Source organism: Pseudomonas stagnisoli, from assembly GCF_048595745.1.
Classification (GTDB): domain Bacteria; phylum Pseudomonadota; class Gammaproteobacteria; order Pseudomonadales; family Pseudomonadaceae; genus Aquipseudomonas; species Aquipseudomonas alcaligenes_A.
In genome coordinates, this window is the sequence record NZ_CP184361.1 from 1,336,728 (window position 1) to 1,362,961 (window position 26,234).

The following is a 26,234-nucleotide window of genomic DNA, read 5'->3' on the forward strand; positions in this document are numbered from 1 at the left end:
CAGATGATAGGAGTCTGCGCTGCCAGCAGCAATGCCGGGCACAGCCTGGGCTGGCCGTGCCCCACCCGGCTTCAGCGATGACCGGCGAGGGTGATGGACACCGACTCGGCGAAGCGCAGGGCGTGTGGTTTGTCCACTTCCACCTCGGCATAGCGCACGGATGCGTGCTCCATGACCAGGTCGAGGATTTCCTGGGTCAGGCGCTCGAGCAGGGCGAAGCGGTTGCCCTCGACGTGGGCGATGATCGCCTTGGTGATGGTGCGGTAGTTCAGCGCGTGGTCGATGTCGTTGTCACGCACTGCGTCCACGGCAGGGTAGAGGATGGTCAGGTTGATCAACACATCCTGCTTGTTGTTGATCTCCTCTTCCTTGATGCCGATGTAGGTGCGCAGGCGCAGGTCCTTGACGCGGATGCGCGCCATCCCGGGTTCCAGTCGCGGCATTACTTGTTCCGTCCGATCAGTTGCAGGAATTCGTGACGAGTGTTGCAGGACTCGCGGAAGGCGCCAAGCATCACCGAGCTGCTCATCACCGAATTCTGCTTCTCCACACCGCGCATCATCATGCACATGTGCTTGGCCTCGATCACCACGGCCACACCGGCGGCATTGGTGACCTGCTGGATGGCATCGGCGATCTGCTTGGTCAGGTTCTCCTGGATCTGCAGGCGACGGGCGTACATGTCGACGATACGCGCCACCTTGGACAGGCCCAGCACCTTGCCGGTCGGGATGTAGGCGACGTGCGCCTTGCCGATGAAGGGCAGCAGGTGGTGTTCGCACAGCGAGTACAGCTCGATGTCCTTGACGATCACCATCTCGTCGTTGTCCGAGGCGAACAGCGCGCCGTTGACGATTTCCTCCAGCGACTGCTGGTAGCCATGGCAGAGGTACTGCATGGCCTTGGCGGCGCGCTTGGGCGTGTCGAGCAGACCCTCGCGTTCGGGATTCTCTCCCAGGCCGACCAGGATCTCGCGGTAGTGGTGGGGCAGTTGAGTATTCATCGACTATTCCTCGCGGCGCGTTCAGACGAGATGGCGGCCGCCGTTGACGGTCAGGGTGGTCCCGGTGACGTAGGGGTTGTCCAGCAGGTAGCGCAGGCTCTGGTAGATGACTTCGGCGCCGGGCTCAATGCCCACTGCCGACTCGGCCAGACGCTTGGCGCGGTATTCGGGGCTGTCGTCCGGGTTGAACTGGATCAGCGCCGGGGCGATACCGTTGACCTTGATCGCCGGCGCGAACCGCGCGGCGAAGGACAGAGTCAGGCTGTCCAGGCCGGCCTTGCTAGCGCAGTAGGCCGGGCGCTTGGCACTGCCGGTTCGGGTCACGTCATCGCCGATGTGGACGATGTCCGCCGGACTGCTGTGACGCAGCAGAGCCTCGCAATGCAAGTTGAGCAGGTAGGGAGCGAGCATGTGCACGCTGACCATGCGCTGGAAAACCTCGGCTTCATGGCCCGGGGTTTCGGTTTCCCAGTCGGAGGCGTTGTGCACGATGGCGCGCAGGCTGTCGGTGTGATCCTTGAGGCGGGCGATGAAGTCGAGAATGCCGGCCTCGCTGGAGAAGTCCGCTGCCAGGGTAATGGCGCCACGCTCGCGCAGCTCGGCCAGTCCCTCGCGCTCGCTGCGGTAGCTGACGATCACCGGTTGCCCGCTTTCCAGCAGGCGCAGTGCGCAGTGCAGGCCGATGCGTTGAGCGCCTCCGGTGATGAGAATGGGCGCGGCCGAGGAGGGCATGGCGGTTCTCGCAGTAGTTGAGCAATGGGCTCAGGTTATACCAGACGGATAATCTGTACAACAAGCGATGCGAAATTACCCCGTTCTTGGCTTGGCTTTACTGCTAACTCAATGATTGTATTGATTTTGCTGATCTTGAGGTTTTTCGAAAAGCTGTACGTTTTGTACAGATTTTTCCGAATTGTATAGATTAGGCCATCGAGTCCTGCTCAAGGCTTGGGCCTTTTTCGGGCTTGCGCGGATTGAGCCACGGGGCCAGCAGGTGCGTCGACAGCGGGATGAACCAGTAGGTCATCAGCGGCGTCAGCAGCAGGGTGCTGAGTAACACGCGCAGTGGCATCGGCCATTCGCTGATCAGGCCACCGAACAGCAGGTTGAACGCCAGCGATACCGGAAAGAACGCCAGCCAGATCGCCACGCTCTGTTTCCACCGTGGTGGACGACGCAGGGCATTGCCGAACCAGGTGTCGAGACCGCTGACGCGGTGCTCATGGGGCTGGGCGAACAGACCGCTGCCGCGCTGCAGCCAGGCTCGCCGCGAGGCTGAGTGTTCCCAGGCGGCGAGGGTGGTGGAGTCGGTGAAGCGGAAGATGATCTGGAACTCGTCGTCTTCGGGCGGAGGGGCGAGGACGCCGGAGCCGAGATAGCCGGGGAAGTCGGCGGCGAGTTGCTGGCCTTCGTGCAGCCAGGTGCGGAAATCCTGCAGGCATTCGCGTGGCACGCGGCGTGCCACCAGCATGGTGACCGGATCGGTAGACATCGTGTATCTCCAGAACGACAGGCGCGGCCCGGGTAGGGCGGTGCGCGGTATGGCCCGCCGGGGTGATGGCGGAACATAGAATTAGGTCAATATTATTGTCGTTTTGGGGGAATGGCCAGCGCGGCGGCAAGCCAAAGAAAAAGCCCGGCACTGGGCCGGGCTTTTGCACCACGCGTTTGCGCTTACTTCACTTCGACGGCCAGGCTGTCGTGGATCTTCTTCTGCCAGATGGCCGGGCCGGTGATGTGCACCGACTCGCCTTTGGTGTCGACGGCCACGGTCACCGGCATGTCCTTCACCTCGAACTCGTAGATCGCTTCCATGCCCAGTTCGGCGAAGGCCAGTACCTTGGACTTCTTGATCGCCTGGGCCACCAGATAGGCGGCGCCGCCGACGGCCATCAGGTACACGGCCTTGTTGTCGCGGATCGCGTCGATGGCGATCGGGCCGCGCTCGGACTTGCCGATCATGCCCAGCAGGCCGGTGCTTTCGAGGATCTGGCGGGTGAACTTGTCCATGCGGGTGGCGGTGGTCGGGCCGGCCGGGCCAACCACTTCGTCACCCACCGGATCGACCGGGCCGACGTAGTAGATGAAGCGACCCTTCAGGTCGACCGGCAGCTCTTCGCCTTTGTTCAGCATGTCCACCATGCGCTTGTGTGCGGCGTCGCGGCCGGTGAGCATCTTGCCGTTGAGCAGGATGGTTTCGCCTGGTTTCCAGCTCTGCACCTCTTCCGGGGTGATGGTGTCGAGGTTGACGCGACGCGCGCTCGGGCCGGCTTCCCAGACGATTTCCGGGTAGGCGGACAGGTCCGGCGCTTCCAGTTCGGCCGGGCCGGAGCCGTCCAGCACGAAGTGGGCGTGGCGGGTGGCGGCGCAGTTGGGGATCATGCACACCGGCAGCGACGCGGCGTGGGTCGGGTAGTCCATGATCTTGACGTCGAGCACGGTGGTCAGGCCGCCCAGGCCCTGGGCGCCGATGCCCAGCTGGTTGACCTTGTCGAACAGCTCCAGACGCAGTTCCTCGATGCGGTTCTGCGGGCCGCGGGCTTTCAGCTCGTGGATGTCGATGTGCTCCATCAGCACTTCCTTGGCCATCACCGCGGCTTTCTCGGCGGTACCGCCGATGCCGATGCCGAGCATGCCCGGCGGGCACCAGCCGGCGCCCATTTCCGGTACGGTCTTGAGTACCCAGTCGACGATCGAGTCGGACGGGTTGAGCATGGCCATCTTCGACTTGTTCTCGGAGCCGCCGCCCTTGGCCGCGACGTCCACCTCCACCTTGTCGCCGGGGACGATGGAGTAGTGGATCACCGCCGGGGTGTTGTCCTTGGTGTTCTTGCGGGCACCGGCCGGGTCGGCCAGGATCGAGGCACGCAGGACGTTCTCCGGCAGGTTGTAGGCACGACGTACGCCTTCGTTGATCATGTCGTCGACGCTCATGGTGGCGCCGTCCCAGCGCACGTCCATGCCGACCTTGATGAACACGGTGACGATGCCGGTGTCCTGGCAGATCGGGCGGTGGCCGGTGGCACACATGCGCGAGTTGATCAGGATCTGCGCCATGGAGTCCTTGGCGGCCGGCGACTCTTCCTTCAGGTAGGCCTCATGCATGGCCTGGATGAAGTCGACGGGGTGGTAATAGGAGATGAACTGCAGGGCGTCGGCGACGCTCTGAATCAGGTCGTCCTGCTTGATCACGGTCATTGGGGCGCTCCTCTGTCAGGGAACATCTATAAGGAAACGCCGGACCACGACCCGGCGCAACGGTGAAAGTCCTCGGGCACGACCCGACGGTCGTACCGTGGCAGCCCACCGATGGCGGGCCACAAAAAAGGCGCCGCAGTATAGCGCGGCGGCCCGAGTGGGCACAGCCGTGCTCGTTGGCCGATGGTCTAGGGGGCTGCTATCAATTTTGTGATCACGGGGGTAGAGTTGGGCAAGGTGCCAGTACGGGATGGAGCCCATGAGCACGAGCAGTCCAGGGGGTACAAAGCGGAGCTTGCAGAGCCTGCTGCTGAAGCGATTCGGCATGGCAGTGGCGAGCTATGCCCTGGTGCTGATGCTGATGTGGGTAGCCCTCTGGGCTGGCGTCTATAGCGGTACGGTCAGCTTCGCCCTGTTCTGTACCGGCCTGGTGGCACTCAGCCAGCTGGCTTTCTATGGACTGTTCCGCAGCGGCCTCAATCTGCGCTTTGTCGATCCGAGCCTGACCGAGGCGCAGATCCTGGTCGGTGTCGCTCTGCACACTGCACTGCTGGCCCAGCTCGACAGCGCGCGCGGCAGCCTGTTGATGTTCTACCTGATCATCCTGATGTTCGGCGTATTCCAGCTACGCCCGCGGGTGTTCGTGCGGTGCGCCGCCATCGCCTTCTTTGCTTTCGCCGGGCTCAACCTGTGGGAAGGCTACCAGCTGCGCATGGACAACCCCGGTCAGGCCCTGCTGCAGTGCTGCGCGCTGTTTATCGGCCTGGTCTGGCAGAGCCTGTTTGCCAGCTACGTACAGGCCCTGCGCCAGCGCATGCGTCAACGCCGTTACGCGCTGCAGGCGCACCAGGACACCCTGCGCGGCATGATGCGCCAGCTCGAGGACCTGGTAGCCACCGATGAGCTGACCGGTCTGTTCAACCGCCGTCATTTTCTGCGCCTGGCCCTGCGTGAGCTGGACAATCTCGATCATGGCCGCCAGCACGGCCTTGCCCTGATCGATCTGGATCATTTCAAGCGCATCAACGACGTCTACGGTCATGCGGCTGGCGACCGCGTGCTGCAGACTTTCGCTGCCGTGGCGCGGGCTTGCCTGCGGGATGGCGACGTGTTGGCCCGCTACGGTGGTGAGGAGTTCGTGCTGCTGCTGCCCGACACCGACGCGGACCAGTTCACCAGTTGCTGCGAGCGCCTGCGCGAAGCCTTCGCCAATGCCGAGCCGGTGGGTGTGCAGGTGCACAATCTCAGCCTGTCTGCCGGCATGACCCTGCTCAGCGCCGGCGATGACCTTGACGAGGCCCTGCAGCGCGCCGACCAGGCCCTGTACCGGGCCAAGCGCGGCGGGCGCAACCGCTGTGATGCGGCCTGGGAGGGCGCGGGTGCCTGAGTTGAAAGCCGCCGGCCAGCAATTGTCGGTACCTGCTGCGAGCAATTTGCTCGATGCCCTCAACGGAGCCGGTTTGTGCGTGCCTTACAGCTGCCGCTCCGGCAGCTGCCATGCCTGCCTGGTGCGCTGTGTGCGCGGCGAGCCGCTGGACAATCAACCAGAGGCGCTGAGCGAGGCGCGTCGCGAGCAGGGCTGGCGCCTGGCCTGCCAGTGCCAGGTGGTCGAGGACCTTGAAGTACAGTTGTTCGATCCCGCCCGCGATGGCTTGCCGGCGCAGGTGCAGGCGCTCGACTGGCTGAGCCCGACGGTGCTGCGCCTGCGCCTGCTGCCGGACAGGCCGTTGCGTTATGCCGCCGGTCAGCACCTGGTGCTGTGGACCGCCGATGGCGTGGCACGACCCTATTCGTTGGCCAGCCTGCCGGGCGAGGAACCCTGGCTGGAGTTTCACCTGGACTGCCGGCAGGGCGGCGCCTTCAGTAATGCGGCGCGCCAGCTGCAAGCCGGTGATGTGTTGCGTCTGGGCGAGTTGCGTGGTGGCGCGCTGCATTACGATCCGGCCTGGCATGAGCGCCCCCTGTGGCTACTGGCGGCGGGCACCGGCCTGGCGCCGCTGTGGGGAATACTGCGCGAGGCGCTGCGCCAGCATCACCAGGGGCCGATCCGGGTCATTCACCAGGCCCAAGACAGCTCCGGGCATTACCTCGCCGGGTCCCTGCAGGCGCTGGCCGCTACGCATCCGCAGCTTGAGGTGCAACTGCTGACGGCGTCCGAGCAGGCGGCGTTTTTGGCACAACTGCGGCTTGTTTCGCGGCAGACCGTCGCCTTACTCTGCGGCTCGCCCACCAGCGTGGAAGCCTTTGCCCGCCGTCTGTTCATCCTCGGCGTGCCGCGCAGTCAGGTGCTGGCTGATCTTTTTCTGCCCCATGCGTGAGAACCGGTTTCAGACTTCTTGATCGTCGGCCAAGCTGCGTTGAAATTAGGCTCGGACTGCTCATTTACACTTCGGAAAGTCGCCCGCGACTCCGACCGGTCCTCACCTAATTTCGCCTTGCTTGGCGCTAGCTCAAAAAACCTGAAGCAGGTTCCAAGTCGGGGCCAAGCCTTGGAGTTGCCATGAGCGAACACATACTGGTCGAGCAAGAGGGCGGCCTGCTGACCCTGCGCCTGAACCGCGCCGACAAGAAGAATGCATTGACCCGCGCCATGTACAGCCGAATGGCCGAGGTGCTGGACGCGGCCAATGCCGATCGTTCGGTGCGCGTCGTACTGATCACGGGTGGTCCCGAGTGCTTTACCAGCGGCAACGACGTGGCGGATTTCCTGCAGGCGCCGCCCACCGGCATGGACAGTCCGGTATTCCAGTTCATGCGCGCGCTGTTCGACTTCGCCAAGCCGGTGGTGGCCGCCGTGGCCGGTCCGGCGGTGGGCATCGGCACCACGTTGCTGCTGCACTGCGACCTGGTTTACGTCAGCCGCGACGCCAAGCTGCGCACACCCTTCGTCAACCTTGGGCTGTGCCCGGAGTTCGGCTCCAGCCTGCTGCTGCCGCAACTGCTGGGGCCCGCCCGGGCCGCCGAGGTGCTGCTGCTCGGTGAGGTCTTTACTGGCACGCAGGCTGCCGAATGGGGCATCGCCGGCGCCGTCCTGGAGGATGGGCCGAGCACCCTGGTCAAGGCTCGCGAAATGGCCCTGCGCTTCCTCGACCTAGCGCCCTCGGCGGTCGCCGACAGCAAGCGCCTGATGCGTGCGCCGGGGCGCGAGCAACTGCGCCAGGTGATCGAGGAGGAGGGCGCACTGTTCGGACAGCGCCTGCGTTCGCCTGAAGCCATCGAGGCGCTTTCAGCTTTCATGCAGCGCAGGAAGCCGGACTTTTCCAGGTTCGCTTAGGATGGATCTGGCTGCGATGGCAGCAGCCGAGCGGAATGCCTGCTGGTGGCCGGAGCGTTACCCAACCGCAGTATCGTCGTCTTGGAGGGCGGCGCCAGTGGCGGTCAGGTCTGGCTGATAGGGTCGCGCCGCGCTCATGGGCTGTGGTTGCTCGAGAAGGAGCGCTGCCCGCCAGCCTGCCGGAACGTGCCGCGCACTTGAAACCTTGGCTGGCCGGCCTTCGAGCGCTGTGGAACAATCGAGGCGGCTTCCTGTTCCCTCCGACCCTTCTGGATAAGGCCTCAGCTGCAATCTATGTCGCGAATTCTGCATAAGGCCTATGGCCTGTCCATTGGCGCTGATTTGTCATTGCCCGAGCTATCGTCCCTGTCTCCCGATGCTGCGGGTGATGTCGATGTCGAGATTCGTCAAATGGCGCTGGATGCTCCAGAACGTTATGGCGAGTTGCAGCAGGTGGGGCCTTTTCTCTGGGCTTCGAAAACCTGCTTGTGGCTACAGATACCGGGTGTCGTCACCTTCCTGGTGCGAGAGGGGAGGGAGATCCTTTTCGATCCGGTTGCGGGTATCGATGAGGACAGCATCCGCGTATTCCTCCTCGGTTCGGCAATTGGAGCATTGCTGATGCAGCGGGGGTTTCTGGTATTGCACGGCAATGCCGTGCGAATCGATGACCGCTGCATCGTCTGTCTCGGCCATTCCGGGGCGGGCAAATCCACCTTGGCGACCGCCTTTTCACTCAGGGGCTATGAGACGTTGGCGGATGACGTGGTCGCCGTTACAGCGGATGGATGGGTGATGCCGGGCATTGCCCGCGCGAAGCTGTGGGCCGACAGCATCGAGCATCTGGGGCTCGAGACCGCAGGCCTGCAGCGGATAAGGCCCATGCTGGAGAAATTCAGTTTGCCGCTGGATCGCTCGGCGGCGCTGGAGCCGCTTGCTCTGGGTGGTTTGTACATCCTGGACCATCACACCCTGCCCAGCCCCACCCTAGAGTCGCTGGACGGCTTCCAGCGTTTCGGCAAGCTCTGTGAGCACAATTACCGACCGCGTTTCATCGATGCGATGGGTTTGCAGGCGCAGCGGTTTTCACTCACCGTCGCGGTCGCCGGCAAGGTGAAGGTCAAGCAGCTCATGCGCAGCTCTGCAGTCTTCGATGTCGAGAGTCTGGTCGACAGGATTCTCGCGGACCAAGGCGTCGTTGCATGAGTGAGGGTATTTACTGGCTGGCGTCTTACCCCAAGAGCGGCAATACCTGGCTGCGTACCTTCATCAGCAATCTGTTGAGCGATACCGACAAGCCCGTCGAGATCAACCATCTGATCGGCGGTCATGCTGCCGATCGATATTGGCTGGATGACGTGTTGGGTATTCCCAGCGCGGATCTCAGTGATGACGAGTTACAGCAATTAAGACCTGCCGTTTACCAGTGGGGTGAGAGCCAATCCCGCTACGTCAAGATTCATGATGCCTATGGCTATTGCGCCGATGGTTCGCCTTTGATTGGCCGCCATGGCACGGCGGGCGCCGTGTACCTGGTGCGCAATCCGCTGGATGTCGTGCCCTCGCTGGCCAGCCATTTTGGCTGTGATCTCGAACGGGCGGTGGCCATCGCGCTCGATAGCGAGTCTGTCCTCAATCGCAACCTGAAGCGCTACCGCCCTCAGACCAGTCAGCGGATATCATGCTGGTCAGGACATGTGCGTAGTTGGCTCGAGCAGACGGATGTGCCCGTCCACGTCATGCGTTATGAAGACATGCTCGATAAGCCTCTTCAGACATTCACGGCGGCAGCCCGTTTCCTGAATTTGCCCCATGATCCGCAGGCAGTTGCCAAAGCACTGTGTTTCAGTGACTTCAAGGTGCTGGCCGAGCAGGAGCAGCGTAGTGGCTTTAAAGAAAGGTATTTCGATCGCCCCTTCTTCAACAAAGGCAAGAGCGGCTATGGTCGTTCCATGCTGAGCCCTCAGCAGATCCAGCGCATCCTGGATGCTCATGCGCCGATGATGGAGCGTTTCGGTTATTTGGAAAGTGGAGCTTTTGATGAGTAAGGCCGGCAGCGAGTCTCCCGATACGCGATGTGACCCTCAGGCGACCTTCGGTTGCCCGCTACCCTGGTCGGTGCCTGCCTTCACCCAGGCCAGTGATCATGTGCCGGTGGTCGATCCCGCCTTCCAGTTCGACCCGCATGTCTGTCGCGCCATTCTTCTGGGCTTTGCCCATGCCCGCCGTGTTTATCTGTACGGGCCACACGGCAGTGGCAAGTCGACGCATATCGAGCAGGTCGCTGCCCGGCTGAACTGGCCCTGCCTGCGCATCAATCTCGACGGCCATGTCAGCCGGGCCGACCTGATCGGGCGTGACATGCTGGTCGTGCGTGATGGGAAGCAGGTCACCGAGTTCGTGCCCGGCCTGCTGGTCTGGGCACTGCAGCGCCCGATGGCGCTGGTGCTCGATGAGTACGATGCGGGGCGTCCCGAGGTGATGTTCGTGATCCAGCGCCTGCTGGAGGCCGATGGGCGTCTGACCTTGCTGGATCAGAATCAGGTCATCACGCCCCATCCGGCTTTTCGTCTGTTCGCCACTGGCAACACGGCCGGCAACGGGGATAGCGCAGGGTTTTATGCCGGCACGCAGGTGCTCAATCAGGCACAGCTTGACCGTTGGAATGTCATGCTGGAGCTGGGGTATCCGGGCAAGGAGCAGGAATCTCGGATCATCCATGCGCGGCTGCCCACGCTGACTCAGGAGCAGGTCAGGGGCATGCTAGAGCTGGCATGTCTCTGTCGCCAGGCGCATGAGCAGGGCGAACTGTCCTCGCTGCTGTCGTTGCGCACGCTGCTGGCCTGGGGCGAGAACCTGGTGCTGCTCGAAGACATGGCGCAGGCGTTCAGTTTGTCGTTTCTCAATCGTTGTGACGTGGCCGAGCGGCCGCTGGTTGCCGAGCTGTACCAGCGCTGCTTCGCGCGCGAATTGCCTGACGCAGGCCGATGAGCGGCGATTCCGCCTCCGGAGCATTACAGGCTTGGCCGGCCATCTATGCCGGCACGCCCGGGGTATCCGTTGCTCATGCGGATCGATCCCGTAGTGATGCTCACGCTGCCTGGCAGCGCTGGCATGACGCACAGGCCGACGCGCTGTTCTCCGTACTTGAACAGCCCTGGTACAGGGTGATCGAACAGGCGCGGGTGGACACGCTGGCCAGCCAGCATCTGCCGGGCATGGCCCATAACCTCGCGTGTCTACCGCCGTTGCCCAACGCCTTGTCGCCTGCCGCGCACCTTTACCAGTGCGCTCGCATCGCCCTGGCGGGCGGTGAGCTGGGTGAAGGGCAATGGCAGGTTCCCGATCAGGCGGCTGGCCACTGGTTGTCGCGTCTGCTTGAGCGCGGACGCCAGCGTCAGTTGCAGCAACTGCGTACGCTGTTGCCCATACTGTTGTCCGAGGCGCGTCTGCAGTTGGCCGATGCCCAGGCCTTCGCTCGGATGATCAAGCCTCTGGTCGAGGCCTATGCCCGCACATTTGCATCCGTGCAGCCATTACCCACACTGCCCATGGTTGCCGGCGCGACGGCCGGGGGACGGGAGAACCTGCCTTCATGTCCGGTTGAGCACTGGCCTGAGCAACAGCAGGCACCTTATCGGGTTTTTTCCCAGGCCTGGGACGAGGTGCTGGGCGTGCGCGAGTTGAAGGCTCTGGCGCAACAGCCGCAGGCGGCCCTGAGCGACGAGGTCCAGGCGCAAGCCAGGCGCCTTGCCCAGCAGCTGCGCAAACGTCTGCAAAGCCTGCAGCAGCATCGCTGGCGCTTCGATCAGCCCGAAGGCATGCTCGATGCTCGCCGCCTGACATCAGTGGTGACCAGTGCCAACACGGCCATATTCCGCCAGCCGCAACAGGCGCCTCTGACCGATGCCTGCATTTCCCTGTTGCTCGATCAGTCCGGTTCGATGCGCGGCTTGCCGCAGCAGATGACCTTGCTGGCGGTCGACCTTGCGGTGCGTGCACTCGAGGCTGCCGGTGTGTCGTGCGAGGTGCTGGGCTACGGCACGCGCTACGCCGGCCAGGACAACCCGGTGCATGACGCCTGGTTGGCGGCGGGGCGGCCGGCCTTGCCGGGGCGACTGAATGCCACGCGCTACCTCGTCTACAAAAGCGTGCGGCAACCCTGGCGCGCCAGCGGCGGGCTGTTGATGCGTCAGGCCCCGCTCGCGGGGGAAAACATCGATGGTGAGGCGCTGCTCTGGGCGGCCAGTCGCCTGCTCAAACAGCCGCAGCGGCGCAAGATTCTGCTGGTGTTCTGCGACGGGGCTCCGCATGACGAAGCGACCATCGCGGCCAATGGCCCTGACTATCTGCGCAGGCACCTGCACCAGAGCATCGCCATGATCGAGCGTGGGCCGATTCATCTGGCAGCCATTGGCATGGGCCAGGGCATTGCCCACTACTATCGCAACAGCCTCAGGCTGCAAGGCCCGGAGGCGATCTTTGGCGTGTTGTTCGAGCAGTTACCGCAGCTGCTCGAGGGCCTGCGCGAGGAGAGGTTCGCATGAGTGCCATTGCCGGTATCGTTCGCTTTGACGGTCAAGCGCTGGAGCGCAATGTACTGCAGCGCATGAGCAGCATACTTGCGCCCTACGGGCGCGATGCCCAGGACACCTGGCAGGGCGCTGGAGCCGGGCTGGTGCGCACCTTGCTGCGCACCACGCCAGAAGATCAGCATGACCGTCAGCCCGTCGTGCTCGGCGACTGTCTGGTGGTATTGGCGGGGCGTCTGGACAATCGTGACGAGCTGATTGCTCAGTTGGCGCTGGACCCGCGCCTGGCAAGCCGCATGGCCGATGCCGAGTTGCTGGCGCAGGCCTGCCAGCGCTGGGACACCCAGGCCCTCGAGCGCATCGAGGGCAGCTACGCCATGGCTTGCTGGCAACCGCAGCGCCGGCGTCTTTGGCTGGCCCGTGATGTCATGGGCGGTCAGCCTTTGTTCTGGCACCGACAGTCCGGATTCCTGGCCTTTGCCTCGCTGCCCAAGGCCTTGTTCTGCGTACCGGGTGTGCCGCGCAGTGTCGATGAGCAGAGCGTGCTCGAACAGCTGGCTCTGCTGCCGATGGCGGGCTGTTCGTTCAAGGATATCCAGCGGGTGAATCCGGGGGAGTTCGTGCTGGTGGAGGGCAATCAGCTTTCCACTCATGTCCACCGACGCCTGGGGAGTGGCCCGCAGGTGCGCTTCACGCGTGACGAGGACTATGTCGAGGCGCTGCACGAGCACCTCCAGCGGGCCGTATCGGCCTGTCTGCGCAGCAGCGGGCCCGTGGCGTCACACCTCAGTTCCGGCTTCGACAGTTCTACCGTAACGGCCTACGCCGCGCGCCAACTGGCGCACAGGGGCGAGCGCCTGACTGCCTATACGGCTGCGCCCAGAGAGGGTTTCACAGGGCCCGTGCCGCGTGACCGTCATGGCGATGAAAGCAAGGTGGCAGCGCTGCTGGCAGGCCGTTTCGACAATGTCGATCACGTGATTCTGCGCTCCTCTGGCGAGTCCCCATTGGCCTTGCTGGATGAGTCGATCGACGAGTTGGATCAGTCCCCGGTCAACCCTTGCAATAACGTCTGGCTGCGGGCCATCGAGCGCGACGCACAAGCGCGCGGCTGCAAGGTGATGCTGACCGGGCAGATGGGCAACATGTCCATTTCCTATCACGGCTATCCCTACATGGCGTCGCTCTGGCGCAAGGGGCGATGGCTGCAATGGTGGCGTGAGTTGTGTGCCTACCAGCGCACGCATCCGCAATGGCGCAAGCGCGGCCTCGTCCTGCGTACGGTTGGCGCGTCGATGCCAGCGTGGCTCTGGCAGCAGGTGGCGATCCGGCGTGGCGACTTTGGCGGGGGGCTTGATCGCTATACGGCGGTGAACCAGCAGCAGTTGACCGCGGGATGGCTGCAGCGGCGCGCCGATGCCAAGGGCTGGGATCTCAGCTACCGACCCTGGCACGATGGCAGGGCCATGCGCCTGGCCGTGCTAGGTCGCATTGACACCGGCGCGGCGCTTGCTGCGGCGAACGTGCGTGGGCTGGAAATGCGCGACCCCACCTGCGACCGGCGGCTGGTGGAGTTTTGCCTGGGTGTGCCGGACTCGCAGTATCTGCGCGATGGGCAGCCGCGCTGGCTGTTGCGTCGGCTGATGGCTGACGTGCTACCCGAGGAGATTCTCCAGGGGCGCGGCAAGGGGTATCAGTTCGCTGACTGGTATGAGGGACTTGGCGCTGATCGTGAGCGTCTGCGCGAGCAATTGCGGCAGCTGCGCCAACATCGTCGCGCGGCCCAGTTGCTCGATCTCCCCGCTCTGGAGGCGCTGCTTGAAAACTGGCCCGAAGAGGGCTGGGCCGATATGGCGACCATTAAGCGCTATCGTCTAAAGCTGCTCCGGGGTGTCGCCATGGGCAACTTCATCCGCTATGCCGAACCGGACAATCGCTAGTAGCGGTTTGGCGGGCCATTGACGCTACTGTGGCTTCGGCATCCTGCATCCATGCAGTGAGCGGTCAAATCTTCAAAGGGCCTGTCGGCTGGCAATCAGGACAGAATACTCGCATCCCCCAAGCCTGGACCACCCGCCTTGGTGTGTGCGAGATCCAGTCGGACAAGACTGGGCGCCTGGTAGGGCAGGCGTTCGTGGACGTCGAGCTGCTCGTTTGGCTCGGCTTTGGTAACGCTTTCAAGGTCCTGAGTTTGCATGCTGACTCTCTCGTGGCATGTGCTGATCAGCGATTGTCTTCGGTGTGGTAGTGCCGGGTAAATAGCGCTAACAGGGGTCAGGAAAATATACCCGCTTCGGTTAAACCAGCTGAGCCAGCCTCGGTGTTCTTGAATTCAAGTCGGACAAGGCTGGGCGCCTGGTAGGGCTGGCGTTCGCAGACATCGATCTGCGCGAGTGGCTCGGTGACGGTTTCAATTGCTTCGGATTGCATGTCGGGAATTTCCTATCAGGTTGATCAGCGAACCTGGTCCGGCAGGTTACTCACTGCCTGTGAGGATGGCTCAGGGTCAGGAACGCAGCTGAAGGTATGGCACTCATAACCAGCCAGTGATCGCAAAAAGACTGTGCTGTCAGGATGTTGTGGTAATGCCGTCAGAGATAGCACCAATGGAACCCAGTGTTTTTGCAACCTCCATTTGCACCAGGCACGGGGGCTCGTAGGGTTGGCGCTCGCAGGTGTCGGTCTGCGCGGTTGGCTCGTGGGTGGTAACGGTTTCAAGGTCGTTGGCTTGCATGCTGGGCTCCTCCCTGGTTGCTGGTATCTGATTGCATCAGCGCTTTCTGTTGGGCATTTCAAGCAATGATTGTCGGTCAGTATCCAGGTTGCAGTGATCGCTTGGGATAAAGCGCCTGAACTGTTGATGAATCCTGATCGAGCTTGGCTCAGATGAGCAGTGTTTTAGCACGATGGCCATGTGGGTTCCAGCCTGTTTCCACTGGCGCTTTGAAAGGGCTCAAACCCCAGATGGTCCCAGGCATAGGGTGCGCTGAGTCGACTCGGTGTGCGATGGGCGAGCTCCTAGGAGTCAAGCCACCGTTCGTAGGCCGCCAGCAGGCGTGTCTGTTCGCCCAGCTGCGGGTTGCGCCTGGCTCTCAGGTACTCCGGCAGGCGCTGGGTGAAGAAGCGCCGCCAGCGCATCCAGTAGCCGATTAGCGTTGAGTTGGGGGTGCCCTGGGTGCTGAGCAGTTTTTCGCGTGATGGAAAGAGGGTCTGGACGATCAGGCTCACTTTCTCCGAGAGCCGCGCCTGTTTGCCCAGCAACATTAGGAAGTAGGCATCCCGGCGTGACTCCAGGACATGCAGCAACAGGTACTTGCTGACCTCCATGACTTCTTCGCTGGGATGCTGTTCGGCGCTCGCCAGGGGAATATCCAGCCGTGGCCAGGCCTGACGGGTCATCTCCAGTAGCAGATGACAGCCCTTGCGGTAACCACCGTGCTCAGCCAGGTTCCAGAACAGCGGCCAGTCGATGCTGTGCTTGGTCAGCAGCATGGCGATATCGCTGATGATCAAAGGGCCGTTGTCGAGCTGATGTTGATACGCAGCATGCACGATCAGATGCAGCAGTTGATCGGTGGGGGACAACACCTTCATTGCTGGTGCCCCGGAGGCCTGAGCCTGGATCGCGCGGGAGCGCAACTGGTTTTGGCTCAGGCAATCATCTGTGTCACCTGCTGTATGGACACTGGTATGCAGTTCGACGCAGACCCCATTGTTATCAATCAATGGCGGCAGGTGCCAATGCTTGCCCAGCCAGTCCTCGGCTTGCCCTTTGGCGTGTTCCGGCTGCTTGAAGCCTGCCTGTCGCAAGCAGTCGAAAGCCTCTAGAGCCTGTGCATGCGGCACGAGAATGTCTAAGTCGCGCATGGGGCGCAGGCCCGCCGTGGGGTAGGCGTAAAAAGCCAGATACGCCCCCTTGAGTGCCAGGCTGTCAATGCCGGCCGCCTCCAGCAGTTGAGTGACCTGCCGAAGTGCCGCGCCCTGTTTGAGGCTCTGCAGGGTGGCATTGCGATAGGCGTTGCTCAATCGCTCGAGTACGAATGGCGGTGTCAAGGCCTTTGCATCGATATGACTCAGCTGCCAGTGCAGCAATGGCAGCAGGCGATGCCGGCTGGCCACGCTAATCAGGGTCGTCCAGTCCTGCTCGCTCAACTCAGAGAGTGTGACGGGCGGCTCTCCCAGTAGTGTGAGTAGCTGTCGCTGAGCTAGCTGCCGAGACATCTCGGGGGCTCCTGAATGAGTGGAGTGGAAGTGCTGCTGCAACGCTCCAGCAACCGACCACGATCCAGTTCGATCACCTGGGTGGCGTGCTCTAGTGCTGTCGATTTGTGGCTGATGATCAGCAGGGTCACTTTCCCCTGGAGCCTGGCAATGGCGTCGCCAATGCGTCGCTCGTTGTCATGATCCAGCGCACTGGTGGCTTCGTCGAGAATCAGCAGTTCGGGCTTGCGCAGGAGTGCGCGCGCCAGGGCAATGCGTTGCCGCTCGCCGCCGGAAAGGCTGACGCCCTCATCGCCGATCAAGGTGTCGAGGCCCTGTGGCAGGTCGAAGACGAAATCGGCTGCGGCCTGGCGAAGGGCCTCTTCCATAGTGGCCTCGCTGGCGCTCTCGCAGGCAAACAGCAGGTTACTGCGGATGCTGTCGTTGAATAGGAAAATGTCCTGTGTCACATAGGCCACGTTATGGCGCCAGGACAGACGATTGCCGGCATCTATCGGAATACCATCGACTGCGAGCGTCCCGGCATCCGGAGCGAGCAGGCCGGCCACGATATCGGCGAGTGTGCTCTTGCCCGAGCCTGATGGCCCGATGACGACTGTTGTGCTCAGATAAGGCAGCTCGAGGGTTACTGAGTCCAGCGCTGCATGCTCGCGTTCTGCGTATTTCACGGCAACGTTGTGCAGGCTGATGGCGTGTCGCATGTGCCAGGGGTAAGCGGCGTCAGTCACCTGCTCGGTAGCTTCCGTGCCCTGCTGGAGCAGACTCTCGCTGTCCAGAAGTGCCGGTAATGCGTGCAGCCACTGGTGTACTTGTTGCTGCAACGTCGCCAGAAGTGGGATCAGGCGAGCGAATATGAGCACCAGGGTCAGTAGCTGGGCCACCTCGATCGACCAGATCTCAAGCCCCATATAGAGATACAGCGCCAGCAATGCCACTCCCGAGCACTGAAACAGTGCTCTGGTCCTGCCGGTGCTGGCCAAAAATGCTTCCTGTTGTCCGCGCAGGTTGCGCATGGCCTGCTCGAACTGCTCCAGGTGAGTTTCTTCGCGGCCCAGGGTCTTGCTCAGGCGGATGCCCGCCAGGCTGTCCTGAACACTTGCATGCATCGTGCGAAACGCCTCGGACAGCTGTTGACCCAGCTTCAGGGCTTGATGGCGCTGGCCGTTGAGCATCAATAACAGCAAAGCGGCGCTCAGCAGCACCAACAGTGTCATTTGCCAGGACAGCAATGCCGCTGCCGTGAGATAGACCACCATCGTCATCAGGGTGGCGAGTGCGGCAAGGCCGAAATTGAGACCATGGCCAACCCGGTTTATGTCGTTCAGGAGCAGGCTCGCCAGATCGCTGCGCCGACGTTTGATGATCCAGCGCCACTCGGCATGCAGCAGTGCGGAAAAGCAGGCACGGCGAAGGTGGTCAACGAGTGCGTGCTGCAAGCGCACGGCCTGCTGTTCACGGCCGAACTGGATGAGGCTGCGCAAACAAACCAGTGCAACGAACAGTGTCAGTAGCGGGGCGGGCTTTAACAGATCACCAAAGGTGCCCGAGGCGGAAAGCAGCATGCTCGAAAGGCTTCCGGTCGCCTCCGGCGACGGCTGCATGACCTGCAGCAGCGGAATGACGATGGCGATGCCGAGCCCTTCCGTTAGCCCGCAGAGCACCATGAGGGCAAAAAGCCAGCTGACCTGCCGGGGCGGCGCTCGTCTAAGCAGACGTACAAAAGCTTTCGCAGCGTTTAAAGAAGCCATTAACTCTCGTGCCCCCAGGAGATGAAGCAACCCACCACGGTATAGCCGGCAAATCCATTACCCCCGCAGACCCTTACGGCGCCCGCAGTGACCCAGGCATGGGCCGCCAGCTCCCTGTTCTGGGTGCGGGACAAGCCGAAGCAGACCGCGTAGGGGATACCTGTCACCCTCAGGAGAATTCCGGCGGCTATGGCCTGGGCGAAACAGTTGGAACTCCAGGGGGTATGGCAGGCCGCCCAGCGCACTGTACGGCCAATCTCCAGTGCACGTCTGGTTTGCCGTGGGCTGGGTAGAGAGGATGCAGGGCTTGGGCCCAGTGGCCTGCCCAGTAGCCTGCTGAGGACACGAAACGGAAACAGCAGGACCAGCGCCCTGCCAATTCCCAGGAGCAGCCAGGCAACGGGCAGCATGCAGCGCTGGGCACGTGGCTTTAGCAAGAAATTGTGCAGTTGACGGCGCAGTCGGGCATACATGTCAGGGGCTTCAAGTGATCTGGGCTGCGCCCTGATCCAGAAGTGCCTTGACGAATACCTGTATGTCGGTGCGGCATGTCTGCTCGTCGACCACATACTCGTTGACGATGGTGCTGGTCAGCTCATCAAGGGTCTTTGGCTGCTCGAGCAGGGCCCAGATGCGTGGGCCGACGCCACTGATGCCGAAGTACTGACCGCTCGCTATGTGCATCATGACGATGTCGCCATCCATCTCTGTTGCAACCAGGTCTGGCGATCGGGTTATACGGCTGTTTGGGGCTAGATCAGGCATGTCGAATGAATGTCGTGAATGATCGAGGGGCTATCAGCTTGCCTTAGCGACGGCACTTTGAGTAGGCCCTGCTGTGCGGGAAGCAGGGCCTATTCAGGGCTGACATTGTGGGGGCAATGCCTCAGACCAGCGGATCACCCACATGCAGGATCTTCATGGTGTTGGTGCCACCGGTGCCGTGGTAGCTGTCGCCCTTGGTCAGGATCACCCAGTCGCCAGGCTCGACGATGCCACGCTTGAGCAGTTCGTCCACCGCTGCCTGGCTGACCTTGTTGGCCGGCATGGCCGTCGGATCGAACGGCACGGTGTAGACGCCACGGAACAGCGCCACGCGGGCCTGTGCCTCGCGGTGCGGGGTGAAGGCGAAGATCGGGATCGACGAGCGGATGCGCGACATGATCAGCGGGCTGTAGCCACTCTCGGTCAGGCTGATGATGGCCTTGACGCCGGGGAAGTGGTTGGCGGTGTACATGGTCGCCAGGGCCACGCTCTCGTCGCAGCGCTCGAAAGTACGGCCGATACGGTGGCTGGACTTCTGGCTGGTCGGGTGTTTCTCCGCACCCAGGCACACGCGTGCCATGGCCTTCACGGCTTCCACCGGGTACTCGCCGGCGGCGCTCTCGGCCGACAGCATCACCGCATCGGTGTAGTCCAGCGCGGCGTTGGCCACGTCGGAGACTTCCGCGCGGGTCGGCATCGGGCTGTGGATCATCGACTCCATCATCTGCGTCGCGGTGATCACCGCTTTGTTGTAGCGGCGGGCGTGGGCGATGATCTTTTTCTGGATGCCGACCAGCTCGGCATCGCCGATTTCCACGGCGAGGTCACCGCGGGCCACCATCACCGCATCGCTGGCGCGGATCAGGCCGTCCAGTGCGGCGTCGTCGGCCACGGCCTCGGCGCGTTCGATCTTGGCCACCAGCCAGGCGTTGCCACCGGCCTCGGTGAGCAGGCGGCGGGCGTATTCCATGTCTGCCGCGTCACGCGGGAAGGACACGGCGACATAGTCCAGCTCCATTTCGGCGGCCAGCTTGATGTCGACCTTGTCTTTGTCCGTCAGAGCCGGGGCGGTGAGACCGCCGCCACGCCGGTTGATGCCCTTGTTGTCGGACAGCGGGCCGCCGATCAGCACGCGGCAGTGCAGTTCTTCGGCGCCCTTGAGCTCGACCTGCATGACCACGCGGCCATCGTCCAGCAGCAGCTCGTCGCCGACGTCGCAATCCTGGATCAGGGCCGGGTAGTCGATGCCGACCACTTCCTGGGTGCCTTCGGTGCGCGAGTGGGTGGCCGAGAGGCGGAACAGGTCGCCGTCCTTCAGCTCGATGCGCTTGCCGGCGAACTTGGCGATGCGGATCTTCGGCCCCTGCAGGTCGCCGAGCAGCGCCACGTGGCGTCCGTGCTTGGCGGCCAGTTCGCGCACCAGGTTGGCGCGGGCCTTGTGGTCGTCGGCAGTGCCGTGGGAGAAGTTCAGGCGGGCAACGTCGATGCCGGCGATGATCAGTTGCTCCAGAACTTCCGGGGAACTGCTGGCGGGGCCGAGGGTGGCGACGATTTTGGTGCGGCGCAGGGTCATGCGGGAACTCCAGTCTTTATAGCGTGCGGCGAGGCTACTACGGTCGCGCACTGTAGTCATTGTTCGCCTGCACTACCTGTCGGGCACTGCAGAAAACCTGTGCTTCGCCGATACACTGCAGCAGCGGAGGAATTCACCATGCGTACCCTGATCCTGATTCTCACCCTGGCCAGCCTGGCCGGTTGCACTCGCGTCTCGCTGGATCGCCACCTCGACGAGGCCTACCGCCACTACACCGAGGGCGATTGCGACCAGGCCCTGCTCGACCTGTCGCGTGCCGAGCGCAACAGCCGCTCGCGCAGCTACATCCAGCCGGAAATCTCCCTGCTGCGTGGCCAATGCCTGGAGCGGCAGAACCTGTTCGTCGATGCGGCGCAGACCTACGAGTTCATCATCAGCCGCTACCCGGCCAGCGAGTACGCCTACCGTGCGCGCGCCAGGCTGGAGACATTGCGCCAGCTCGGGCATCATCAGGCGACCGACGCGGCCAAGGCCTCTCCGGCGTCGCTGTGATGTCCAGCGCGCCGGTCGGCGGACTGCCCAGCGAGGAGGGGCGGCGTTAAGCTGGTATCAGGAGGGAACCCCATGCGCCATCTGTTGTTCATTGCCTTGCTCATTCCGGGCCTTGCCGCCAGTGCGGAAATCTACCGCTGGACGGACGCCCAGGGCCGCGTGCACTTCGGCGAAAAGCCCGGCGCAGCAGGCGCGCAAACCGTCGAGGTGAAGCCCCAGGTGGTGGAGCGTGACGAAGCGACCCGCCAACGCGAGCAGCGTACCGAGGAGTACTTTGAGGCCCGCCGCGACGAGAAGGCCGCCACCGATGCCCGCGCGGCTCAGGTGCGCGCCGAGCGCAGCAAGGAATGCAGCGAGCTGCGCCGCAACCTCTCGCAGATCGAGCGCGACGGTCGCTATTTCACCACCGATGCCAATGGCGAGCGCACCTACATCGACGAGGAAGAAGTCGAGGCCGCGCGCAGCCGTCTGTCGTCTCGCATCGCCCAGCGCTGCGGCTGAGTCTGGTCGAGCCGCAGCCCAGCAGCCATACTCGAACCACTTTCATAGCGATTGGCTACCATGCATATCCAGCGTCGCATCGAGCGCCACCAGCTGCCTTACTACCTCAAGGTGTTCAACCGCATCACCGACAAGCCCATGGGCTTTATCGGCAACGTGTCGCTGGACGGCCTGATGCTGATCAGCCAGTACCCCATGCTGGTGAATGCGCGTTTCGACATGCGCCTGAAGATCCCCGGCCGCGATGGCCGCATCCACAACATCGACTTTGCCGCTACCTGCCAGTGGAGCCACGAAGACGTGACGCCCGGCACGTTCGACTCCGGCTTCGCCCTGGTGGCACCGCCGGCCGAGTATGTCGACATGGTCGATGCCCTGCGCAGCTACTTCAGCTTTCATCCCCTGGCCGCCTCGGCCTGACTGAAAGGCTCCTGTTGTCGTCGCTCAGGCGATCGACGGCAGGATGATCTCGTCGCTGCGGCGGATACCCGCCGTCATCTCCCGGCACAATTCGAGGAATTCGCGCATGGCGGCTGTCTGGTACTTCTGACGGTGCCAGATGAAGTAGAACTGGCGGGTGAGGTCCAGTTCCGGCGTCTCCACCGGCACCAGGCTGCCGCGGCGGAAAGCGTCGCGCAGGGCCAGGCGCGAAATGCAGCCGATGCCCAGGCCCGATTCCACGGCGCGCTTGATCGCCTCGGTATGCTCCAGCTCCAGGCGGATGTTCAGCTGCGCCGGATGGTGGCGCATCGCCTGGTCGAAGGTCAGGCGCGTGCCCGAGCCCTGTTCGCGCAGGATCCAGGCCTCGCGACCCAGCTCTTCCAGGGTCGCGCTGCCACGTTCAGCCAGCGGGTGGCGTGGCGCGCAGAACACCACCAGCTCATCCTCGACCCAGGGCTGCACTTCGATATCCGGGTGCTGGCAGTCACCCTCGATCAGGCCCAGGTCCAGCTCGTAGTGAGCCACCTGCTGCACCACGTTGGCGGTGTTCTGCACGTGCAGCTTGAGGCGGCATTCCGGGTGGCGCTGCATGAAGTTGCCGATCAGCAGGGTGGCCAGGTAATTGCCGACGGTGAGGGTGGCGCCCAGCTCCAGCAGGCCGTAGCCTGTCTTGCCGCTGAGCAGGCGCTCGATCTCGCGAGCCTGGTCGAGCAGCGCCACGGCCTGCGGCAGCAGCTGGCGGCCGAGGGCGTTGAGCGACAGGCGCTTGCCGGCGCGGTCGAACAGCTGGCAGTCGGATTGCCGCTCCAGCTCACTGAGCGAGGTGCTGGCGGCGGACTGCGAGAGGGCCAGCGATTCCGCCGCACGCGACACGCTTTCCTGCTTGGCCACGGCGACGAAGACTTCCAATTGTCTGAGTGTGAATCGCATATCTATATAACCAATAATCCATATCTTGATAATTCGCTTAACAGATATTGTGGTCCTCACTAGAATGTCGCGCAATGCCGCCAGCAGACGACGGTCCGCATTGACCTGGCTCAACCAGGGCGGACGCACTTTCCGGCAACCTGAATACCGAAACTTTTTGAGGACACCCGCATGAGCAACATGAACTCGGAACGCGTGCTCAGTGTGCATCACTGGAACGACACCCTGTTCAGCTTCAAGTGCACCCGCGACCCGGGCCTGCGCTTCGAGAACGGCCAGTTCGTGATGATCGGCCTGCAGCAGCCCAACGGCCGCCCGCTGATGCGTGCCTACTCCATCGCCAGCCCGAACTGGGAAGAGAACCTGGAGTTCTTCAGCATCAAGGTGCCGGATGGCCCGCTGACCTCGCAGCTGCAGCACCTCAAGGAAGGCGACGAAATCCTTATCAGCAAGAAGCCCACCGGCACCCTGGTGCTCGACGACCTCAACCCGGGCAAGCACCTGTACCTGCTCAGCACCGGCACCGGCCTGGCGCCCTTCATGAGCGTGATCCAGGACCCCGAGACCTATGAGCGTTTCGAGAAGGTGATCCTGGTTCACGGTGTGCGCTACGTGAACGAAGTGGCCTACCGCGAATTCATCACCCAGCACCTGCCGCAGAACGAGTTCTTCGGCGAAGCGGTGAAGGAAAAGCTGATCTACTACCCGACCGTGACCCGTGAGCCCTTCGAGAACCAGGGCCGTCTGACCGACCTGATGCGCAGCGGCAAACTGTTCGAGGATATCGGCCTGCCGCCGATCAACCCGCAGGACGACCGCGCCATGATCTGCGGCAGCCCGAGCATGCTCGACGAGACCAGCGAGGTTCTCGACAGCTTCGGCCTGAAGATCTCCCCGCGCATGCGCGAGCCGGGCGACTACCTGATCGAGCGCGCCTTCGTCGAGAAATAAGCGCCAGCCGCACCATCCACAAACCCGCCAATCGGCGGGTTTGTCGTTTCTGGCCTCAGTGCACCCCTCTCCCGTTCACGGGAGAGGGGCAGGGGGAGAGGGATGTAGCCCTGATGCAATTCGGGGCGGGGCGCCGCTAAGGATATAGCCGGGTGCAATCCGGGAGGGCGGCAACCGCTTAGCCCGGCACCACTTCCAGAACACGGATACGCCCCGGCTCGGGGTAGTGCCAGCGTACCTGCACGTCCCACAGCAGCACGCCATAGCGCCGCTCCGGCTCCGGCACCTGATAGGCCGGGCGCGGGTCCTGGGCCAGGCACTGCTCGATCAGCTCCACCAGCGGCTCGCCCAGGCGCTGCGCATGCGCCTGGGCCTGGTCCAGGGCGCTGGCGCTCCATTCCACCGGTACCGCCACCGGCGGTGCATCGGCGATGCGGTTGAAGGCTTCGGGTACCTGGTCGGCGTAAGGCACGTAGGGCTTGATATCCAGCACTGGCGTGCCGTCGAGCAGGTCGATGCCGGACAGCCACAGCCGCCCCGGTTCGACGCGGTCCAGCTTCACCACAGACTGCCCAATGCCATTGGGCCGGTAAGTGGCGCGGCTGGCGAATACCCCCAGCGTGGCATTGCCGCCCAGGCGCGGTGGCCGCACCTTCAGTCGCGGCTTGTCCTCCAGCGCCTGATGGAAGAGGAACAGCAGCCACACATGGCTGATCCGCTCCAGCCCCTCCACGGCCACGGCCCGGTCGAACGGCGGCACCAGCTCCAACACCCCACGCGCGGCTGGCGCGAGCAGCGGCTGACGAGGAATGGCGAACTTCTCCTTGAAGCAGGAGCGCATGAAGCCGACGGGGGTGACGGAGTAGGACATGAGGGTACACATGCTGGGAGACGCGCCCATGTTAGCGAGCGTGGCCCCTGGTAAGCCATCCCGCCATTACGGGTGGATCGTGCATATCAATGTGCGCGCCTGCCTCTGGGGGTAGTGGGGGTAGCACCGTGGAACGAGCGAGTCCTGCAACGGAACAAGGCCGATAACAATGCTGATCCTAGAGATCGCTTGAGCGCTGAGCCCTCGCTGCGCGAACTACAGAGTGGCCCGGGCACTAGCCCACGCAAGGCCGGATATGCGATTGCAACCGCGCTGACGACAGGATCGAAAAAAGCTTTCCTCACTGCTTGTGGGGAGAGTCCATATGCGCATTGTTAGGCGTCTGAGAGAGAAAGCTCATATTTCGCGGCGGATTATCCGCACGGCACCAAGACCAAGTAAAAATGGGATCGCGATTGCGAAGGCAGGGGCGCGGCCGAGAGAGGCGAGAAAAACTAGAACTGCGGAACAGGTGCCGAGGCTGATAACCATAGCGCCGATAACTGCGAGCGTGTTTGGTCTGGCACGTCCGCGACTGCGACAGATAACACTGACCAACCACGTAAACATGAGTGGTTGTACTGCGCCTGCCGAAAATGAGGCAACAGCAATGAGGGTAATAGCTGTGTGGATTTCCACAGAGCTTTCCTAAGGCGCCTAACGTTTGGTTAAGGGGCGGGCTTTAGCCCGTCCCAGTGAGCGAAGCGAACGATTTGAACCATTTGTTAGACCTTACACCGCTACTTGGATGAACGGAAAAACAGTTCTGAATTCTGTAAGGAGAGCTTGGTTCATATGTAACGAGTTTATAGCATGCTCTCTAGCTGGGCCGTCAAACACCTCGCGATTACGTAGGTATGCAATGCCAAAAATTGCTTCGTCCTCCTGATTTGTAAAGCTGCGGTCAGGGCTGAAGCCGATTGTTTTGTAGATATGGAAGCGAGGAGCATCAAAGCTAAGCAACTCAGCTATGTAGTCTGGGTATGCTTCAGTTGACTCCATGATTCGAATAGCCCATTGCTGCAATTCATCTGTGCTTATTGAGTTGCTTAGGTAGCAATTCACGACAAAGGCAATGGTTGATGAGTTTTCGCGGGTGAGTCCGTTCATGATCTAGGTCTAACGATTAAGCTAACGGGCGGCCAAAAGCGCAGCTTTTGGACGTCCAGCGAACGAAGTGAGCGGCAGTTGAGCGCATTGTTAGAGGTTTGCAATGCGCCATTTATTAAGGCGCTCAATTGCTTTAAATGAAACAGGAAGGTCGAATATTTTCCCTGAGATAACCTTGATAAAAAGTAGGATAAGCGAAAATAAATACAGAAAGGTAAGGATTTTCTTGAGTACGAATGCAGCTAGGCCATTTGTGATAATTGGAAGCTGAAGGCCGCTATCAGTGACGATAATTCCTAAGGCAGCGTTGATTATGAATATGCAGAAGTGGGCTATTGCCAAGGTGACTGTTAAGTCTGTGGCTTTTATCAAAATTGCTCTAGCGTAAGGGTGGTTAGCTTTCTGTATATGAGGGCAAGAATTGCCGCCGCGAGTAGCTCAAATACAAATGGGAAAGGCACTAGCACAAGAAAAATTAACACTGTGGCTGCGGCCAGGATTTTGTCTGGTTTGGATGTTTGCACGTTTATACGTAACCTCTAACGATTAAGCTAACGGGCAGGCAAAAGCGCAGCTTTTGACTGTCCAGCGAACGAAGTGAGC

The 26,234-nt window shown here is 62.3% G+C and carries 27 protein-coding genes; 12 read left to right on the top strand and 15 right to left on the bottom strand.

The features are described from left to right. Positions 1-71: 71 nt before the first annotated feature. From folX to ACOAPY_RS06460, 5 genes are all read right to left on the bottom strand, one after another. Positions 72-443, bottom strand: a complete 372-nt coding sequence (folX, locus tag ACOAPY_RS06440) for a dihydroneopterin triphosphate 2'-epimerase (RefSeq protein ID WP_465155715.1) — start codon at positions 441-443, stop codon at positions 72-74. Continuing rightward, positions 443-1,003: a GTP cyclohydrolase I FolE gene (folE, locus tag ACOAPY_RS06445; protein WP_021700792.1), complete on the bottom strand. Its 561-nt coding sequence runs from the start codon at positions 1,001-1,003 to the stop codon at positions 443-445. The genes folX and folE overlap by 1 nt, the downstream gene beginning before the upstream one ends. A gap of 21 nt (positions 1,004-1,024) precedes the next feature. Beyond that, positions 1,025-1,735, bottom strand: coding sequence for a dihydromonapterin reductase (folM, locus tag ACOAPY_RS06450; RefSeq protein WP_465155717.1), 711 nt, complete (start codon positions 1,733-1,735; stop codon positions 1,025-1,027). Between the two features lie 190 nt (positions 1,736-1,925). Beyond that, entirely contained in the window at positions 1,926-2,495 is a 570-nt protein-coding gene (locus ACOAPY_RS06455) for an antibiotic biosynthesis monooxygenase (RefSeq protein WP_465155719.1), read from the bottom strand. A 182-nt stretch (positions 2,496-2,677) separates the two neighbouring features. Further along, positions 2,678-4,201, bottom strand: a complete 1,524-nt coding sequence (locus ACOAPY_RS06460; RefSeq protein WP_465155721.1) for a fumarate hydratase — start codon at positions 4,199-4,201, stop codon at positions 2,678-2,680. 259 nt (positions 4,202-4,460) lie between these two features. Here ACOAPY_RS06460 and ACOAPY_RS06465 point away from each other — a divergent pair, with 259 nt between their 5' ends. The 8 genes from ACOAPY_RS06465 (at position 4,461) to ACOAPY_RS06500 (ending at position 13,947) form a co-directional block, all read left to right on the top strand. After that, positions 4,461-5,588 carry a GGDEF domain-containing protein gene (locus ACOAPY_RS06465; protein WP_465155723.1) on the top strand — a complete coding sequence of 376 codons (1,128 nt, stop codon included), beginning with the start codon at positions 4,461-4,463 and terminating at the stop codon, positions 5,586-5,588. After that, positions 5,581-6,519 (top strand): iron-sulfur-binding ferredoxin reductase, encoded by a 939-nt coding sequence (locus tag ACOAPY_RS06470; protein WP_465155725.1) that lies wholly within the window; start codon positions 5,581-5,583, stop codon positions 6,517-6,519. Before ACOAPY_RS06465 ends, ACOAPY_RS06470 begins: the two co-directional genes overlap by 8 nt. Before the next feature lie 182 nt (positions 6,520-6,701). Next, positions 6,702-7,475 (top strand): enoyl-CoA hydratase, encoded by a 774-nt coding sequence (locus tag ACOAPY_RS06475; protein ID WP_465155727.1) that lies wholly within the window; start codon positions 6,702-6,704, stop codon positions 7,473-7,475. A gap of 294 nt (positions 7,476-7,769) precedes the next feature. Continuing rightward, positions 7,770-8,681: an ATP-binding protein gene (locus tag ACOAPY_RS06480; RefSeq protein WP_465155729.1), complete on the top strand. Its 912-nt coding sequence runs from the start codon at positions 7,770-7,772 to the stop codon at positions 8,679-8,681. Continuing rightward, a complete protein-coding gene (locus tag ACOAPY_RS06485; RefSeq protein ID WP_465155731.1) occupies positions 8,678-9,523 on the top strand; it encodes a sulfotransferase domain-containing protein in 846 nt (281 codons plus the stop codon). Before ACOAPY_RS06480 ends, ACOAPY_RS06485 begins: the two co-directional genes overlap by 4 nt. Then, positions 9,516-10,466 carry an AAA family ATPase gene (locus tag ACOAPY_RS06490; RefSeq protein WP_465155733.1) on the top strand — a complete coding sequence of 317 codons (951 nt, stop codon included), beginning with the start codon at positions 9,516-9,518 and terminating at the stop codon, positions 10,464-10,466. The genes ACOAPY_RS06485 and ACOAPY_RS06490 overlap by 8 nt, the downstream gene beginning before the upstream one ends. Next, positions 10,463-12,022 (top strand): cobaltochelatase CobT-related protein, encoded by a 1,560-nt coding sequence (locus ACOAPY_RS06495; protein WP_465155735.1) that lies wholly within the window; start codon positions 10,463-10,465, stop codon positions 12,020-12,022. The genes ACOAPY_RS06490 and ACOAPY_RS06495 overlap by 4 nt, the downstream gene beginning before the upstream one ends. Further along, positions 12,019-13,947, top strand: a complete 1,929-nt coding sequence (locus tag ACOAPY_RS06500) for an asparagine synthetase B family protein (RefSeq protein WP_465155737.1) — start codon at positions 12,019-12,021, stop codon at positions 13,945-13,947. The genes ACOAPY_RS06495 and ACOAPY_RS06500 overlap by 4 nt, the downstream gene beginning before the upstream one ends. A gap of 334 nt (positions 13,948-14,281) precedes the next feature. Here the strand turns inward: ACOAPY_RS06500 and ACOAPY_RS06505 are convergent, their stop codons facing one another. The 7 genes from ACOAPY_RS06505 to pyk form a co-directional block, all read right to left on the bottom strand. Next, complete coding sequence (locus tag ACOAPY_RS06505; RefSeq protein ID WP_465155739.1) at positions 14,282-14,437, bottom strand: hypothetical protein; 156 nt, start codon at positions 14,435-14,437, stop codon at positions 14,282-14,284. Between the two features lie 139 nt (positions 14,438-14,576). Then, positions 14,577-14,741, bottom strand: coding sequence for a hypothetical protein (locus ACOAPY_RS06510; RefSeq protein ID WP_465155741.1), 165 nt, complete (start codon positions 14,739-14,741; stop codon positions 14,577-14,579). 284 nt (positions 14,742-15,025) lie between these two features. After that, a complete protein-coding gene (locus ACOAPY_RS06515; protein ID WP_465155743.1) occupies positions 15,026-16,228 on the bottom strand; it encodes a nucleotidyltransferase domain-containing protein in 1,203 nt (400 codons plus the stop codon). Further along, positions 16,213-17,976 (bottom strand): ABC transporter ATP-binding protein, encoded by a 1,764-nt coding sequence (locus ACOAPY_RS06520; RefSeq protein WP_465155745.1) that lies wholly within the window; start codon positions 17,974-17,976, stop codon positions 16,213-16,215. The genes ACOAPY_RS06515 and ACOAPY_RS06520 overlap by 16 nt, the downstream gene beginning before the upstream one ends. Next, on the bottom strand, positions 17,976-18,545 hold the full coding sequence (locus ACOAPY_RS06525; protein ID WP_465155747.1) for a lasso peptide biosynthesis B2 protein: 570 nt from the start codon (positions 18,543-18,545) through the stop codon (positions 17,976-17,978). The genes ACOAPY_RS06520 and ACOAPY_RS06525 overlap by 1 nt, the downstream gene beginning before the upstream one ends. Then, positions 18,460-18,663 (bottom strand): PqqD family protein, encoded by a 204-nt coding sequence (locus ACOAPY_RS06530; protein ID WP_465155749.1) that lies wholly within the window; start codon positions 18,661-18,663, stop codon positions 18,460-18,462. The genes ACOAPY_RS06525 and ACOAPY_RS06530 overlap by 86 nt, the downstream gene beginning before the upstream one ends. A 199-nt stretch (positions 18,664-18,862) precedes the next feature. After that, positions 18,863-20,314: a pyruvate kinase gene (gene pyk / locus ACOAPY_RS06535; RefSeq protein ID WP_465155751.1), complete on the bottom strand. Its 1,452-nt coding sequence runs from the start codon at positions 20,312-20,314 to the stop codon at positions 18,863-18,865. Positions 20,315-20,452: 138 nt separating this feature from the next. Between pyk and ACOAPY_RS06540 the strand changes: the two genes are divergently transcribed. The 3 genes from ACOAPY_RS06540 to ACOAPY_RS06550 all read left to right on the top strand — a co-directional run bounded on the left by ACOAPY_RS06540 (position 20,453) and on the right by ACOAPY_RS06550 (position 21,748). Beyond that, positions 20,453-20,827 (top strand): tetratricopeptide repeat protein, encoded by a 375-nt coding sequence (locus ACOAPY_RS06540; RefSeq protein WP_076427594.1) that lies wholly within the window; start codon positions 20,453-20,455, stop codon positions 20,825-20,827. Between the two features lie 72 nt (positions 20,828-20,899). After that, the gene (locus tag ACOAPY_RS06545) at positions 20,900-21,328 is read left to right on the top strand and encodes a DUF4124 domain-containing protein (protein WP_076580953.1); all 429 of its coding nucleotides are present in this window, start codon (positions 20,900-20,902) and stop codon (positions 21,326-21,328) included. 60 nt (positions 21,329-21,388) lie between these two features. Continuing rightward, positions 21,389-21,748, top strand: coding sequence for a PilZ domain-containing protein (locus ACOAPY_RS06550; RefSeq protein WP_076580955.1), 360 nt, complete (start codon positions 21,389-21,391; stop codon positions 21,746-21,748). Positions 21,749-21,772: 24 nt separating this feature from the next. Here the strand turns inward: ACOAPY_RS06550 and ACOAPY_RS06555 are convergent, their stop codons facing one another. Beyond that, entirely contained in the window at positions 21,773-22,699 is a 927-nt protein-coding gene (locus ACOAPY_RS06555; protein WP_021700781.1) for a LysR family transcriptional regulator, read from the bottom strand. Between the two features lie 171 nt (positions 22,700-22,870). Between ACOAPY_RS06555 and fpr the strand changes: the two genes are divergently transcribed. After that, positions 22,871-23,650: a ferredoxin-NADP reductase gene (fpr, locus tag ACOAPY_RS06560; protein ID WP_021700780.1), complete on the top strand. Its 780-nt coding sequence runs from the start codon at positions 22,871-22,873 to the stop codon at positions 23,648-23,650. Between the two features lie 178 nt (positions 23,651-23,828). On the opposite strand, the gene tsaA is transcribed toward fpr, so the two are convergent. Then, positions 23,829-24,521, bottom strand: a complete 693-nt coding sequence (gene tsaA / locus ACOAPY_RS06565) for a tRNA (N6-threonylcarbamoyladenosine(37)-N6)-methyltransferase TrmO (RefSeq protein WP_465155753.1) — start codon at positions 24,519-24,521, stop codon at positions 23,829-23,831. Positions 24,522-25,253: 732 nt separating this feature from the next. Then, positions 25,254-25,631, bottom strand: a complete 378-nt coding sequence (locus ACOAPY_RS06570) for a hypothetical protein (protein WP_465155755.1) — start codon at positions 25,629-25,631, stop codon at positions 25,254-25,256. Between the last annotated feature and the right edge of the window lie 603 nt (positions 25,632-26,234).

Bases quoted from the DNA above. Each gene is read 5' to 3' on its own strand.
- folX (WP_465155715.1), bottom strand. From the start codon at position 443: ATGCCGCGACTGGAACCCGGGATGGCGCGCATCCGCGTCAAGGACCTG.
- folE (WP_021700792.1), bottom strand. From the start codon at position 1,003: ATGAATACTCAACTGCCCCACCACTACCGCGAGATCCTGGTCGGCCTG.
- folM (WP_465155717.1), bottom strand. From the start codon at position 1,735: ATGCCCTCCTCGGCCGCGCCCATTCTCATCACCGGAGGCGCTCAACGC.
- ACOAPY_RS06455 (WP_465155719.1), bottom strand. From the start codon at position 2,495: ATGTCTACCGATCCGGTCACCATGCTGGTGGCACGCCGCGTGCCACGC.
- ACOAPY_RS06460 (WP_465155721.1), bottom strand. From the start codon at position 4,201: ATGACCGTGATCAAGCAGGACGACCTGATTCAGAGCGTCGCCGACGCC.
- ACOAPY_RS06465 (WP_465155723.1), top strand. From the start codon at position 4,461: ATGAGCACGAGCAGTCCAGGGGGTACAAAGCGGAGCTTGCAGAGCCTG.
- ACOAPY_RS06475 (WP_465155727.1), top strand. From the start codon at position 6,702: ATGAGCGAACACATACTGGTCGAGCAAGAGGGCGGCCTGCTGACCCTG.
- ACOAPY_RS06480 (WP_465155729.1), top strand. From the start codon at position 7,770: ATGTCGCGAATTCTGCATAAGGCCTATGGCCTGTCCATTGGCGCTGAT.
- ACOAPY_RS06485 (WP_465155731.1), top strand. From the start codon at position 8,678: ATGAGTGAGGGTATTTACTGGCTGGCGTCTTACCCCAAGAGCGGCAAT.
- ACOAPY_RS06490 (WP_465155733.1), top strand. From the start codon at position 9,516: ATGAGTAAGGCCGGCAGCGAGTCTCCCGATACGCGATGTGACCCTCAG.
- ACOAPY_RS06495 (WP_465155735.1), top strand. From the start codon at position 10,463: ATGAGCGGCGATTCCGCCTCCGGAGCATTACAGGCTTGGCCGGCCATC.
- ACOAPY_RS06500 (WP_465155737.1), top strand. From the start codon at position 12,019: ATGAGTGCCATTGCCGGTATCGTTCGCTTTGACGGTCAAGCGCTGGAG.
- ACOAPY_RS06505 (WP_465155739.1), bottom strand. From the start codon at position 14,437: ATGCAATCCGAAGCAATTGAAACCGTCACCGAGCCACTCGCGCAGATC.
- ACOAPY_RS06510 (WP_465155741.1), bottom strand. From the start codon at position 14,741: ATGCAAGCCAACGACCTTGAAACCGTTACCACCCACGAGCCAACCGCG.
- ACOAPY_RS06515 (WP_465155743.1), bottom strand. From the start codon at position 16,228: ATGTCTCGGCAGCTAGCTCAGCGACAGCTACTCACACTACTGGGAGAG.
- ACOAPY_RS06520 (WP_465155745.1), bottom strand. From the start codon at position 17,976: ATGGCTTCTTTAAACGCTGCGAAAGCTTTTGTACGTCTGCTTAGACGA.
- ACOAPY_RS06525 (WP_465155747.1), bottom strand. From the start codon at position 18,545: ATGTGGTCGACGAGCAGACATGCCGCACCGACATACAGGTATTCGTCA.
- ACOAPY_RS06530 (WP_465155749.1), bottom strand. From the start codon at position 18,663: ATGATGCACATAGCGAGCGGTCAGTACTTCGGCATCAGTGGCGTCGGC.
- pyk (WP_465155751.1), bottom strand. From the start codon at position 20,314: ATGACCCTGCGCCGCACCAAAATCGTCGCCACCCTCGGCCCCGCCAGC.
- ACOAPY_RS06540 (WP_076427594.1), top strand. From the start codon at position 20,453: ATGCGTACCCTGATCCTGATTCTCACCCTGGCCAGCCTGGCCGGTTGC.
- ACOAPY_RS06545 (WP_076580953.1), top strand. From the start codon at position 20,900: ATGCGCCATCTGTTGTTCATTGCCTTGCTCATTCCGGGCCTTGCCGCC.
- ACOAPY_RS06550 (WP_076580955.1), top strand. From the start codon at position 21,389: ATGCATATCCAGCGTCGCATCGAGCGCCACCAGCTGCCTTACTACCTC.
- ACOAPY_RS06555 (WP_021700781.1), bottom strand. From the start codon at position 22,699: ATGCGATTCACACTCAGACAATTGGAAGTCTTCGTCGCCGTGGCCAAG.
- fpr (WP_021700780.1), top strand. From the start codon at position 22,871: ATGAGCAACATGAACTCGGAACGCGTGCTCAGTGTGCATCACTGGAAC.
- tsaA (WP_465155753.1), bottom strand. From the start codon at position 24,521: ATGTCCTACTCCGTCACCCCCGTCGGCTTCATGCGCTCCTGCTTCAAG.
- ACOAPY_RS06570 (WP_465155755.1), bottom strand. From the start codon at position 25,631: ATGAACGGACTCACCCGCGAAAACTCATCAACCATTGCCTTTGTCGTG.